This is a genomic window from Hydrogenimonas sp. (genome assembly GCF_029932565.1).
In the GTDB taxonomy this organism is placed as follows: domain Bacteria; phylum Campylobacterota; class Campylobacteria; order Campylobacterales; family Hydrogenimonadaceae; genus Hydrogenimonas.
Map to the genome: position 1 here is coordinate 11789 of NZ_JAOZPV010000022.1, position 12773 is coordinate 24561.

Annotated in this window: 12 protein-coding genes; 11 read left to right on the forward strand and 1 reads right to left on the reverse strand. The window is 52.6% G+C overall.

Features of this window, described 5'->3' with window-relative positions:
- The 4 genes from Q1K24_RS04355 to Q1K24_RS04370 form a co-directional block, all read left to right on the forward strand.
- On the forward strand, window positions 1-753 hold a 753-nt coding region (locus tag Q1K24_RS04355; protein WP_300366519.1), incomplete at its 5' end, for a lipid II flippase MurJ.
- Complete coding sequence (gene cysS, locus Q1K24_RS04360; RefSeq protein ID WP_300366522.1) at window positions 740-2143, forward strand: cysteine--tRNA ligase; 1404 nt, start codon at window positions 740-742, stop codon at window positions 2141-2143. The genes Q1K24_RS04355 and cysS, both read left to right, overlap by 14 nt.
- A 10-nt stretch (window positions 2144-2153) precedes the next feature.
- Window positions 2154-3665 (forward strand): L,D-transpeptidase family protein, encoded by a 1512-nt coding sequence (locus tag Q1K24_RS04365; RefSeq protein WP_300366525.1) that lies wholly within the window; start codon window positions 2154-2156, stop codon window positions 3663-3665.
- A 53-nt stretch (window positions 3666-3718) separates the two neighbouring features.
- Window positions 3719-4264 (forward strand): DUF882 domain-containing protein, encoded by a 546-nt coding sequence (locus Q1K24_RS04370; RefSeq protein WP_300366528.1) that lies wholly within the window; start codon window positions 3719-3721, stop codon window positions 4262-4264.
- 10 nt (window positions 4265-4274) lie between these two features.
- Here Q1K24_RS04370 and Q1K24_RS04375 read toward each other — a convergent pair whose 3' ends face one another.
- Entirely contained in the window at window positions 4275-6224 is a 1950-nt protein-coding gene (locus Q1K24_RS04375) for a fused protease/ribonucleoside-triphosphate reductase (RefSeq protein WP_300366531.1), read from the reverse strand.
- Between the two features lie 167 nt (window positions 6225-6391).
- Here Q1K24_RS04375 and Q1K24_RS04380 point away from each other — a divergent pair, with 167 nt between their 5' ends.
- The 7 genes from Q1K24_RS04380 to Q1K24_RS04410 all read left to right on the forward strand — a co-directional run.
- Window positions 6392-7447: a quinone-dependent dihydroorotate dehydrogenase gene (locus Q1K24_RS04380; RefSeq protein WP_300366534.1), complete on the forward strand. Its 1056-nt coding sequence runs from the start codon at window positions 6392-6394 to the stop codon at window positions 7445-7447.
- Window positions 7448-7554: 107 nt separating this feature from the next.
- Entirely contained in the window at window positions 7555-8835 is a 1281-nt protein-coding gene (locus Q1K24_RS04385; protein WP_300366537.1) for a pitrilysin family protein, read from the forward strand.
- A gap of 1 nt (window position 8836) precedes the next feature.
- Window positions 8837-9730 (forward strand): 4-hydroxy-tetrahydrodipicolinate synthase, encoded by an 894-nt coding sequence (gene dapA, locus Q1K24_RS04390; RefSeq protein ID WP_300366540.1) that lies wholly within the window; start codon window positions 8837-8839, stop codon window positions 9728-9730.
- Between the two features lie 5 nt (window positions 9731-9735).
- A complete protein-coding gene (locus tag Q1K24_RS04395) occupies window positions 9736-10521 on the forward strand; it encodes an enoyl-ACP reductase (protein ID WP_300366543.1) in 786 nt (261 codons plus the stop codon).
- Window positions 10518-11069: a CDP-diacylglycerol--glycerol-3-phosphate 3-phosphatidyltransferase gene (pgsA, locus tag Q1K24_RS04400; RefSeq protein WP_300366546.1), complete on the forward strand. Its 552-nt coding sequence runs from the start codon at window positions 10518-10520 to the stop codon at window positions 11067-11069. Before Q1K24_RS04395 ends, pgsA begins: the two co-directional genes overlap by 4 nt.
- Window positions 11070-12125 (forward strand): RIP metalloprotease RseP, encoded by a 1056-nt coding sequence (gene rseP / locus Q1K24_RS04405; protein ID WP_300366549.1) that lies wholly within the window; start codon window positions 11070-11072, stop codon window positions 12123-12125.
- Window positions 12118-12773 (forward strand): YggS family pyridoxal phosphate-dependent enzyme (locus Q1K24_RS04410; RefSeq protein ID WP_300366552.1); only part of this gene is annotated, 656 nt, incomplete at its 3' end. The genes rseP and Q1K24_RS04410, both read left to right, overlap by 8 nt.

Consider the following 12773-nt stretch of genomic DNA (forward strand, 5'->3'; position numbering starts at 1 on the left):
GGATCCGTCATCAAAGAGGACATCGACCGTTTCAGCCGGGCGTTTTTCCCTTCGGTGCTCGGTAACTCCACAGCGCAACTCTCATCGTTCATCGATACCTGGCTGGCGTCGTTTCTCGTCAGCGGGTCGATCAGCTATCTCTTCTACGCCAACCGGCTTTTTCAGCTGCCTCTGGCACTTTTTGCCACAGCTGCCTCGACGGCGCTCTTCCCGACGATCAGCAAACTGCTCAAACAGGAGGCATACGACGAGGCGAAAGAGCAGACGAAAAAGGTGTTCTGGCTGCTCATGGGATTGCTCGGAGGCGCTTCCGCCATCGCTGTCATTCTCTCCGAAGAGATTGTCAGACTCCTTTTCGAACGTGGAGCTTTTGGATCGATGGAGACGCACCATACCGCAACGGTGCTCGTCATGTATATCGCCGGCCTGATCCCTTTCGGTCTCTCCAAACTCTTTTCTTTATGGCTCTATGCGACCCATCGTCAGGGTGTCGCCGCCAAAATCGCTGCCAAATCACTGGGGGTCAATATACTCTTTTCCCTGCTTCTCATCGCACCCATGGCGGCGCCCGGCCTTGCACTGGCGAGCAGTATCAGCGGCTGGGTGCTCTTTTTTCTGACGGTCAGTGCGGTCGGGAGGGAGATCTTTTTGGATATAATGCGTTCAAAATATGCCCTCCATGCGGTGCTGTTTATCGGTGTTTCGGCACTTCTTGCATGGGGTTTGAAGGTAGTATTCGATGGTAGTCTTTGATTCGGTAAAAAAAGAGAAAGTTCCGTTCGTTCCGCTGCACGACAAAGAGGTGCGCATCTATGTCTGCGGACCGACGGTATATGACGATGCCCACCTCGGCCACGCGCGCAGTGCCATCGCATTCGATCTTTTGCGCCGTACCCTCAAGGCGCTTGGGTACCATGTCGTTTTCGCACGCAATTTTACCGATATCGATGATAAAATTATCAAAAAATCGATAGAGACCGGCCAGCCGATCGAAACGATCACCAAAACATATACGGAACACTATCTGCGTGATATGGGTGCGCTCGGTGTTCTCGATGCCGATATCTCCCCCAAAGCGACAAGCTCGCTGGAAGCCATTGTCGGGATGGTAGCAAAACTGCTTGAAAACGGATGTGCCTATCAGAGTGAGGATGGAACGGTCTGGTTCGATACGTCCAAAGATGCCGAGTATTGCTCTCTTTCACACCGGTGCGGCGAAGAGGAGGATGCCCAGGCCCGTATCGAACACGAAGAGGGGAAACGGCATCCGCGCGATTTCGCCCTTTGGAAGGCCTGCAAGGAGAACGATGTCTGTTACGATTCGCCGTTCGGGCGCGGCCGGCCGGGTTGGCATATCGAGTGTTCGGCGATGATCGATCGGTATCTGGCCTACAAAGACGAGGAGTATGCCATCGATATTCATGGCGGCGGAGCCGATCTTTTTTTCCCCCACCACGAAAACGAGGCGGCACAGACCCGGTGTGCGACCCATCAGAAACTGGCGAAGTACTGGATGCACAACGGCTTCGTAACCATCGCCGGGGAAAAGATGAGCAAAAGTCTCGGCAACAGTTTTTTCGTCAAGGATGCACTCAAGGTCTATGACGGAGAGATTCTGCGATTCTATCTGATTTCTACCCACTATCGTGCCAATTTCAACTTCAACGAAGAGGATCTTCTCGCATCCAAAAAACGGCTGGACAAACTTTATCGGCTCAAAAAGCGGATTTACGGCATCAAGTCGGGAAAAGCGGGCAAACCGTTTCAAAAAGAGCTGCTCGATGCACTCAGTGATGATCTGAATATTTCGAAGGCTTTGGCGGTCGTTGACGACATGATCGCCGGTGCGAACGAACATCTCGATGCCAATCCGAAGGATAAAGGGTTCAAGCAGAGTGTCGCGGCCGATATCGAATGGTTGAACGAATTGCTCGGAATCGGCGGAAAAGATCCCTACACCTATTTCCGGCTCGGTATGAGTGAGGAGGAGATCCAGCGTATCGATGCACTGATCGAAGCCCGCAATGCCGCCAAGAGATCGAAAGATTTCGAGAAAGCCGACGCCATTCGAAGCAAACTGACCGGAATGGGCATTCAGCTGATGGATACACCACAGGGGACTGTATGGGAAAAAGCGGAGTAGCCGTTCCATCATGAGATATTTTTCCTCTCTTCCAATGGTGTTGTTGACAGCCGTATCACTCTTTGCGGCTATGCCGGAAGAGAGAAACCCTTTCATCCCCGGATATGTTGCAGAGAAGAATGCAACGTGGCTGAACGGGGATGGCTCGCTCACGGACGTTGCCTATGGAGTGCTCAATGCCATCCGCAGCGACGAATCGCTGCTTTGCTCCAAAAACCGCTACGGGCTCGATAGGATTGAGGGTTTGGTCGAACGGGCACCGATCGATCCGCAATCGCGTCGGATGCTGGAGGAGCAGTTTGAGAACATCGCCCTGCTCTACCGCCTCGATCGCCAGCAAGGATGTCTCAACCCATACGCTATCTACCCGGAGCATATCGATATCGAAAAGAGGAGTCATCCTTCTGCAAGCGAGTCGGAGAATATTCTTCTGACGAGGTTGCTGAATGCGCTGAAATATTACGAATCGATCGATGCGCATGGGGGGTGGACTCCGATTCAAGATGACTTCTATATATTGAAACAGGGCGACATGCATCGGAGAGTTCCGGCCATTCGGGCACGGCTGCATGCAAGTGGAGACTATAACCGGAGTGCCGACATGAATCTGACATTCGACGAAGCGCTTTCGGATGCCGTCAGATTATTCCAGGAACGGCACGGTCTCAAAACCGACGGTATTGTCGGTCCTCATACGCTCAAAGCACTCAACACGCCTGTTTCGGAAACGATCGATCGGATAAGGATCAACATCGAGCGTCTCCGCTGGCTGACCACAGGGGAGAGTGATTTTATTCTTGCGAACATTCCCGATTTTACGTTGACCCTTTATCGTGATTCGCAACCCGTTCTTTCGATGAAAACGGTCGTCGGATCGGAGAAACGACCCACCCCGATGCTCTCGAACACTCTTACCTACGCCATTCTGAATCCCTATTGGCGGGCTCCGAAGACGATTGTGGACGAAGATATTCTGCCAAAGCTCAAAGCAGGGGAATTCGATTATCTCGAACGTGTCGGAATCGTCGCAACCAGAGCTGCCGACGGCAACGTTACTATCGATTTCCGGAGTGTCGACTGGAGCCAATACAAAGATAGCGAGGATCTGCCATTCATTTTTCTGCAAAAACCGGGAAAAGAGAACTATCTCGGTTTTGTCAAATTCATGTTCCCGAACGATTTCGATGTCTATATACACGATACACCGCATGACGAACTTTTTTCCTACAAAATACGAACGAATAGTTCTGGATGTATCCGTATCGAAAAACCGATCGAGCTCTTTCATCAACTGTTCAATCCGAACGGTGACAATGGATGGCGTTACAAAAAAATCGTGGAAGAGATTTTGAAAAACGAGGAGGTGTCGGTGGGATTGTCGCATCCCATTCCTATTTATATTCTCTACATGACTACCTATGTCGACGAAGAGGGGCGTATCTACTTTTATCATGACATTTACGGCTACGACAAGCAGATGTTCAACTATATAAATGAATATGAACGGGATGGCGATCGTTAGACCGTTTTGGTACAATATTTGCCAAACAGTCCGATATTATGAGTATGAAACCGATGAATCATTCACGAAGAGACTTTATCAGAAAGGGTGCGGGCGCATTGGCACTCTGCGCATTTCCGAACATCATCCTTGCCGGCAGTCGAGCCAGAGAGATGGAAAAAAGAGTCTCTCTTTACAACATCCATACCGGAGAACTGACGAAGGCGATCTACTGGGCGGATGGCGAATACATCGCCGAAGAGATCGATGCCCTGAACCGGCTTTTGCGTGATTACAGGACCGGGGAGATCCATCCGATCGACCCAAAGCTTTTCGATCTTCTGTTCGATCTGAAGGCGGAATTCACGAAGAGCGACAAGCCGTATCATGTCATTTCGGGATACCGCTCGCCCAAAACCAACAATCAGCTGCGCAGACATTCCAAAGGGGTTGCAAAGCACAGCCTCCATATGGAAGGGCGTGCGATCGACATCAATCTGCCGGGCATCGACCTGGCGCATCTGCGTCTGGCCGCCAGGCTCATGAAACGCGGAGGGGTCGGATACTATCCCAAATCGGGTTTCGTCCATGTCGATACGGGCAGAGTCCGCTACTGGTAAAATTACCCATTCAGGTATTGCACGCAAGAATGGAGCAGAATCCCTCCCCTGCTCCGTCACCTCCTCCAAAACGTGACCAGTCGATGGCCGGCATCGCTTTCAATCTCTCTTCATAGACCTCTTTCGTCACCGGTTCGATCGGCATCTGCTCATACATTTCGCCTTTTCCGCGCGGAAGCATCGAAGCGGACTTGATAACCGGCGCAAACATCGCCAACATGTGTTCGATCTGTCCTCCCTCCCTCTCTCTGTCGAAACTGATTGTACATGAGACCATGTTGTCGGACCATTCGCGCTGCAGCATCGCCAGAAGAGAGAATTGCTCCCATGCCGATACCCGATCGACCGTACGAGGATTGTCATACCGGATCGGAAATTCGAAGACGGTCGTATTCTCGCTATAGGCATCCTGCATATGCGGTACCCCTGCATCGATCAGAAACTGCGTGATCCGCTGTGTGTTGCCGACACGCAGACGCCGTATCGCAAACTGGCTCACCGGAAAATGCATCCCCGGAGTGACACCTGCCAGAAGACTGATGGTACCGGAGGGTTTGATGGCGGTCACTTTCAGTGAAACAGGAATACCGGCCTCCTTTGCAAGTCGTTCATTGACCGATCGGACATGGCTGTAGGCATCCCGGAGAATCCGCGTCATCCGTGCGACACCGATCTTTTCGATCCAGTCCGTGATACCCGATATACTTACCCCCGTTCGTCGGTTACGGGCAATGATCGCATTCGTTTCGTCGCGGTGGGTCGGGAGCAGTGAGACGGTGGTGGCGTAAAACGTCGCGAACTCCACAGCCTCTTTGAAATCGCTTCTGCGCCTGCAACGTGTCGGAAAGATTTCGGCCAGGTTGCAGAGCTCGTAACTTTCAAGCGCAATTTCTCCGCATGGATTGGTCAGCCAGGCCCTGTCGGGAATCGTCTGTCCGAAGCGCCCATATTTCTGCACATTGACAAGATTCAGGATGCCGGGTTCGCCGTTTTTGCGTATCAGGTTGCTGATTTCGGGGAGTTTTTCGAAATCTTCATGGGTTTGGAGCACGACCGAATTGTTCGACATCCACCCAATCTCTTTCCTGCCGGGAAAACGTTCATAATCTTTGAGGTGCAAAAATGTCTCGTCGTGGGGAGAGCCCAGTGCAATTTCGGCCGATCGACGCACATTGCCGGCAACGACACAGACCCCGATAGCGTTGAATACATCGGCGGTACATCGGGTTCTGTTGATCTCACCGTGGCAGTAACGGTCCATAATCTCCTCAAGCCGGCCATGAAGCTCCCGGAGCGGCTCGGGCCCGGAAGCGGTACCACCAAAGCCGTGGATCGGAGACCCGGCAGGACGGATTTTCGAATAGTCGAAGCGGTAGAAATCTCCCCCTTTGCAATAACTCTCCAGAAGAAGACGGACCGATTTGACCCACCCCTCTTTACTGTCATCGATCACGTAGAGTTTCGGTTTGCTTTTGTCAGGAATCTCGGCTTCGCCTCTCCATGCCATGTTGAATCCGACGCCGACACCACTCATCAACATATCCATCGCCCAGTCGGAAGAGTCGACCAGGTCGGCCGTATCGACCGCACCGCAGTTGTAGAGTGCCGCACTGCCGCGTTCGTAAATATAGTCTGTTCCCATGATCCAGAGTCCACGCCCCGGCGGAAGCCAGTGCATCATGAAACAGCTTTTTGCCATACGCTGAGCGAAATCCTGCCAGCTATCGTCATGCCAGGCAAGCCCCTCGTTTCGAAAGTGATTCTTCCGGATCGAAAGCGTGCCTTCGACGACGCGGATTACCGTATCGGCCCACTGTTCCTGTGTACCGTCGGTTTTTCGTCGGCTGTAAGTTCGATAGTAGGTCGCTTCGCCAAAACCGTTGAAACCGAACGAGGGTTTCAATCTCCGCAGATGCTCTTTAAACGTTCTGTCGAGTGAAAAACGTTCCGTCACTTTCATACAAATCCTCCACCACTTTTATAAATTGTAGCAAAAAAGCCGGAGAGCAGGATGATACTAGATAATATCAAGCCATTGGCTTTTTCGTTTGGATCACCGGTTAAAGCTGGATTTGGCACTTTTTTTGTATAATCAATCCCAATTTATCGAAAAATGGATATCAGTTTATGGATTATGAAAAAATCAAACCGCTTTTTTTCCGTCTCGATCCGGAGAGTGCCCACCATCTGGTAACCGGTGCTCTTCAGATCGGTGAAATGATTCCCCAGCTCCTCAATCCATGGACCAAGAGACATTTCGTCGACGATGAACGTCTTGGTCAGGATCTTTTTGGACGCAGATTTCCCAACCCTGTCGGGCTGGCTGCCGGTTTCGACAAGGATGGGGAACTGATACGGTCAATGACGGCGTTGGGATTCGGCTATACGGAAGTCGGCACCGTAACTCCAAAACCACAGCCCGGTAATCCGAAACCGCGTCTGTGGCGCCATGTTCGTGAAGAGGCGCTGCAGAATGCGATGGGTTTCAACAACAAGGGCAGTTATCATCTGCAGATGAAACTGAAGAAGCGCTACCCCTATGTAACGCCGATCGGAGTCAATATCGGGAAGAACAAACTGACGCCGGAAAAAGAGGCTTTGAAAGATTATGAACATGGCATCAAAGCGTTTCGGAACCTGTGCGATTATCTGGTCATCAACATCTCCTCCCCGAACACACCCGGCCTGCGTGATCTGCAGAACGAGGCGTTCATCGACGCCCTCTTTGATATGGGAAAATCGTTGACCGACAAGCCGATTCTCCTCAAAATCGCACCCGACATGAGCAAAGAGGCGGCTGTAGCGCTCTGCAGCAAAGCAGTCGAAGCGGGGGCCGACGGTATTATCGCCACCAATACCAGTATCGACTATTCGCTGGTCAAAAATCCCAAAGCAGCCGGCGGTATCAGCGGGCACGTCATCCGTGAAAAGAGTTTCGCGATTTTCGATGCTGTGGCGGCGGAACTCTTTGGCAAAACGGTGCTCATTTCCGTAGGCGGTATCGACAGCGGCTACGAAGCCTACCGGCGCATCAGGGCCGGTGCCAGTCTGGTACAGGTATTGACGGGACTTATCTTCCGGGGCCCGGAACTCCCCGCCATGATCAACCGTACCCTGCTCCATCTACTCGAAAAGGATGGCTACGCGACCATTACCGATGCGATCGGAGCGGACCGGAAATGATCTGCGGGAATCGAGAATCGCAAATAGGAAATCGAATGGATCTCAAACGTTTTGCCAAACGACTTACTGCCTATTACATACTACTCACTTTCTTTACAGGAGCTTTGATGGCAAGCAATCTGCCCAAGTACTATACGAAAACCCTCAAAAACGGCCTTGACGTGGTCGTCATTCCGCTCAAAAACGAAAGCGGCGTCATTACGACCGACATCTTCTACAGGGTCGGAAGCCGCAACGAAGTGATGGGAAAGAGCGGCATCGCCCATATGCTTGAACATATGAACTTCAAATCGACCAAGAATATGGAAGCGGGCGAATTCGACAAGATCGTCAAACGATTCGGAGGCATCGACAATGCGTCGACCGGTTTCGACTATACCCACTATTTCATCAAGAGTTCTTCCAAAAACCTCGACAGATCTCTCTCCCTTTTCGCCGAGATGATGGCCAATCTGAGTCTGAAAGAGGAGGAGTTCCTGCCCGAGCGGAAAGTGGTCGCGGAGGAGCGACGATGGCGTACCGACAACAATCCGGTCGGATACCTCTACTTTCGGCTTTTCAACAATGCCTACATCTATCACTCCTACCACTGGACGCCGATCGGCTTCATGAATGATATTCTGAACTGGTCGATCGAGGATATCCGCTCGTTCCACAAAACCTATTACCAGCCGCAGAACGCCATTGTCGTCGTGGCGGGCGATATCGAACCCCAGACGGTTTTCGATGCAGCGAAAAAACATTTCGGATCCATCGCGAACTGCTGCGACATTCCGAAAGTCCATCAGGTCGAACCGGATCCGGACGGTCCCAAACGCGTCGTGATCCATAAAGAGAGTGAAGTCGACATCGTGGCTGTTACGTTTCCCATCCCGAATTTTCAGCATCCGGATCAGCCCGCCCTTTCGGCACTCAGCGAACTTCTGAGCCACGGCAAAAGCAGCCGTCTCATCGAAGAACTCGTCGATAAAAAGAAGATGGTCAATCAGATCTACGCCTACAACATGGAACTGAAAGATCCGGGAGTCTTCCTTTTCCTGGCCGTCTGCAACCCGGGTGTCGAAGCCGAAGATGTGGAAAAAGAGTTCTGGAACCAGATCGAACGGATCAAACAAGATGGGGTTACGGAAGAAGAACTCAAGAAGGTCAAAGTCAATACCCGTGCCGATTTCATATTCAGCATGGAGAACTCCAGCAATGTGGCCGATCTGTTCGGAAGTTACCTGGCCCGGGGCGATATCAAGCCGCTGCTGGCATATGAGGAGAATATCGACAAACTGAAACCAAAGATGATCAAAGAGGTGGCCGAACGCTATCTTGTCAAAGAGAGATCCGTAACCGTGATTTTGAGGAAAGAGAAACCAAACCAGAAAGCAGAGGTGAAATGATATGAGTGACATCATTGTCGGCGCGATGACCGCCCTTGTTACGCCTTTTAAAGATGGCAAAGTCGATCATGAACAGTATGCAAAACTGATCGAACGACAGATCAAAAATGGCATCGATGCCGTCGTTCCAGTCGGTACGACGGGCGAGAGCGCAACATTGACCCATGCCGAACACAAAGAGTGTATCGAAACGGCTGTGAGTGTCTGCAGGGGCACGAAGGTAAAAGTGGTCGCGGGAGCGGGAAGCAATTCCACACTCGAAGCGATCGATCTGGCGAAATTTGCCGAAAAGCACGGGGCCGATGCCATCCTTTCGGTATGCCCCTATTACAACAAACCGACGCAGGAGGGAATTTTTCAGCATTACAAGGCGATTGCGGAATCGATTGAAATTCCTGTCATGCTCTACAATGTGCCGGGCCGCACCGCACTCGACATTGCACCCGACACGGTATTTCGTCTGTTCGACGAGATTCCCAACATCTATGCGATCAAGGAAGCGACCGGTTCGATGGAACGGACACTCCATCTGAAGGCGAAACGTCCGCTTCTTGCCGTTATCAGCGGTGACGACGCGATCAACTACCCGATTATGGCGACCGGCGGAAACGGCTGTATCTCCGTCACCTCCAACCTGCTGCCCAACCTGATTGCCGATCTGATCCATTCGGCGCAGGCGCAGGATTTCGCATCGTCCAAAGCGATCAGCGACCGGCTCTACGATATCAACAAAGTGCTTTTCGTCGAGAGCAATCCCATTCCGATCAAAGCGGCGATGTACATTGTCGGTCTGATCGATACGCTGGAGTACCGCCTCCCGCTGACACCGCCTTCGGCGGATCATATGCGGCAGATCGAAACAGTCATCAAACAATACAAAATTCCAGGAGTATAACCATCATGAGTCAATGTGAAAGTATGAAAGGCAAAGTGCTCGTTATCAGCGGTGCGACACGCGGCATCGGCAAAGCGATCCTCTATCGGTTCGCCGAAGCGGGAGCGGATATCGCGTTTACCTACAACTCCAATGCCGAAGAGGCGGAAAAGATTGCCCAGGATGTCAAAGAGAGATTCGGTGTGCGGGCCGTTCCCTATCAGCTCAACATTCTCGAACCGGAAACCTACAAAGATCTTTTCAAGCTGATCGACGAGGATTTCCTTCGTGTCGATTATTTCATCTCAAATGCGATCATCTCCGGACGTGCGGTGGTCGGCGGTTTCGGCCCCTTCATGCGCCTCAAACCGAAAGGGCTCTGCAACATCTACACGGCCACTGTTTCGGCATTCGTCGTCGGCGCTCAGGAAGCGGCGAAACGGATGGAGAAGACGGGTGGAGGAAGCATCATTTCGCTCAGCTCCACCGGCAACCTCGTCTACACACCCAACTATGCCGGTCACGGTACCAACAAAGCGGCGGTCGAGACGATGGTCAAATACGCCGCGGCAGAACTGGGTGAAAAAGGGATCCGCGTCAACGCCGTCAGCGGCGGTCCGATCGATACGGACGCGCTCAAAAAATTCCCCAACTACGAAGAGGTGAAGGCGGAGGTCGTTGCCCGGTCGCCCCTGAACCGGATGGGCCAGGCCGAAGATCTCGCCGGTATGTGCTGGTTCCTCTGCACCGACGAGTGCTCCTGGCTGACAGGTCAGACAATCGTCATCGACGGAGGCACCAGTTTTCAATGATTGACAGCCGGGCCCTGAATCTTCCCAATATTCTTGCATTCGCGCGCCTGCTGATGGCGCCGCTGATGCTCTGGCTGCTCGCCTACCGCGATACATCGTTGCTGAGTGGTATCCATACAAGCTGGCTCGACTATTTCGCCGCGCTGATTTTCGTTCTGGCGAGCGTCACCGACTTTTTCGACGGATATATCGCACGGCTCTGCAATCAGATCACGCCGTTGGGAAAAATCATCGACCCACTGGCGGACAAAATGCTGACGCTCGCTGCGTTTCTGGGCCTTGTCGTGCTGGGCCGTGCCGATGTGTTCGCCATTTTCCTGATTCTGAGCCGGGAATTTTTCATTACGGGTTTACGCGTCATGATCGTCAGCGAGGGAAGAGATGTGAGCGCATCGTGGATGGGAAAGGTCAAAACGGTGGCACAGATGTTCGCGATCGGTTTCCTGACGATGGACTGGCCGGGCGGCACGCTGCTGCTCTGGATTGCCGTTGCGATCACACTCTACAGCGGATATGAATATGTCCGCGATTATGCGAAGGGGCGATAGATGGGTATGCTTGTCTCCCTTCTCGTACTTTCGTTTCTGATCTTTTTTCACGAACTTGGCCATTTTCTTTTTGCCCGCCTCTTCGGTGTACATGTGGAGCGTTTCTCGATCGGTTTCGGCAAAGTTATTCTTTCGAAAGTCGTCAACGGGACCGAATATGCATTGAGTGCAGTGCCGCTGGGCGGTTACGTCAAGATGAAGGGACAGGACGACACCGATCCCACCAAAATCAGCCTTGACCCGGACAGCTATAACGTCAAACCGCCGTGGCAGCGCATCCTGATTCTGCTTGGCGGCCCCCTTTTCAACTTTCTGCTTGCCTTTTTCCTCTACTATGCGATCGCACTGATGGGTGCCAACGCCTACAAACCGGTAATCGGCATGGTGCAGGAGAACTCTCCGGCCCTGCAGGCAGGCCTGCAGAAAGGGGATCGTATCATCGCGATCAACGATCGGAAGATCGCAATATGGGATGAATTGAGCGAGATCATCTCGCACTCGTCGGGCTCGTTGGAGATGCTGGTTGACCATAACGGTACGCTGCGCTCCATTGTCGTGACACCACGGATTCTCGAAGCGAAAACCATTTTCGGAGAGACGGTGAAACGGCGGATGGTCGGCATCGGCCCCAGCGGGGATCTTGTGACGATCACCTACGATCCGGTTTCGGCGTTCGGTTATGCATGGAAGAAGACGGTCGAGGCCAGCATGATGATCGTCATCAGTGTCGAAAAACTGATCGAAGGGGTCGTACCGGCCAAGGAGATGGGCGGCGTCATCGCCATCGTGCAGGTGACAGCGGATGCGGCACAGCATGGGCTGGTCGCTCTCTTCGCCCTGACGGCACTCATTTCGGTCAACCTCGGGGTGTTGAATCTTCTCCCGATACCGGCACTCGATGGGGGGCATATCATCTTCACACTCTACGAACTGATCTTCCGCCGACCGCCCAACGAGGAGATCGTCTACCGCCTCACGCTGATTGGATGGGCCCTACTCTTTTCACTCATGGTCTTCACGATCTACAACGACATAGCAAGGATTACACATGGATAGAGCACAGATGCAGGAACGGCTGGACCAGCTGATCTGGAGAGTCGAAGAGGCACGCATCAAGCGCAGCGAACACCATATCGTCAAAATCGTGGCGGTCAGCAAATATGCCGACGAATCGCAGATTCGCATGCTTTACGATCTGGGCCAGCGGGCGTTCGGGGAAAACAGGGTACAGAATCTGCAGGAGCGTGTCGAAAAACTCGATGACCTTCCGATCGAGTGGCACTTCATCGGACGGCTTCAGAAGAACAAGATCAACCACCTGATTCGTGCCAATCCGTTCATGATGCAGTCGCTCGACTCTCTCGAACTGGCCGACGCGATGCAGAAGCGCCTGGCGGAGCAGGATGTGAAGATGGAGTGCCTGATGCAGATCAACAGTGCCCGGGAGGCGACCAAAACGGGGGTCGACCCCGACGAAGCGGTCGAAATATACCACAACATCAAAGAGAACTGTCCCAATATCGATCTGCGCGGCGTCATGACGATCGGCGCCCATACCGAGGAGGATGCGCTCGTGCGGAAGAGTTTCGAAACGACCTACGGCATCTTCGAAAAACTTCGTAACGAAGGTGCGCAAATCTGTTCGATGGGTATGAGCCACGATTTCGAACTCGCCATCGAGTGCGGGTCGAACATGATCCGTGT

Coding starts and splice junctions, on each gene's coding strand:
- cysS (WP_300366522.1), top strand. CDS start 740: ATGGTAGTCTTTGATTCGGTAAAAAAAGAGAAAGTTCCGTTCGTTCCG.
- Q1K24_RS04375 (WP_300366531.1), bottom strand. CDS start 6,224: ATGAAAGTGACGGAACGTTTTTCACTCGACAGAACGTTTAAAGAGCAT.
- Q1K24_RS04380 (WP_300366534.1), top strand. CDS start 6,392: ATGGATTATGAAAAAATCAAACCGCTTTTTTTCCGTCTCGATCCGGAG.
- Q1K24_RS04385 (WP_300366537.1), top strand. CDS start 7,555: ATGGCAAGCAATCTGCCCAAGTACTATACGAAAACCCTCAAAAACGGC.
- Q1K24_RS04365 (WP_300366525.1), top strand. CDS start 2,154: ATGAGATATTTTTCCTCTCTTCCAATGGTGTTGTTGACAGCCGTATCA.
- Q1K24_RS04395 (WP_300366543.1), top strand. CDS start 9,736: ATGAGTCAATGTGAAAGTATGAAAGGCAAAGTGCTCGTTATCAGCGGT.
- Q1K24_RS04370 (WP_300366528.1), top strand. CDS start 3,719: ATGAATCATTCACGAAGAGACTTTATCAGAAAGGGTGCGGGCGCATTG.
- rseP (WP_300366549.1), top strand. CDS start 11,070: ATGGGTATGCTTGTCTCCCTTCTCGTACTTTCGTTTCTGATCTTTTTT.
- pgsA (WP_300366546.1), top strand. CDS start 10,518: ATGATTGACAGCCGGGCCCTGAATCTTCCCAATATTCTTGCATTCGCG.
- dapA (WP_300366540.1), top strand. CDS start 8,837: ATGAGTGACATCATTGTCGGCGCGATGACCGCCCTTGTTACGCCTTTT.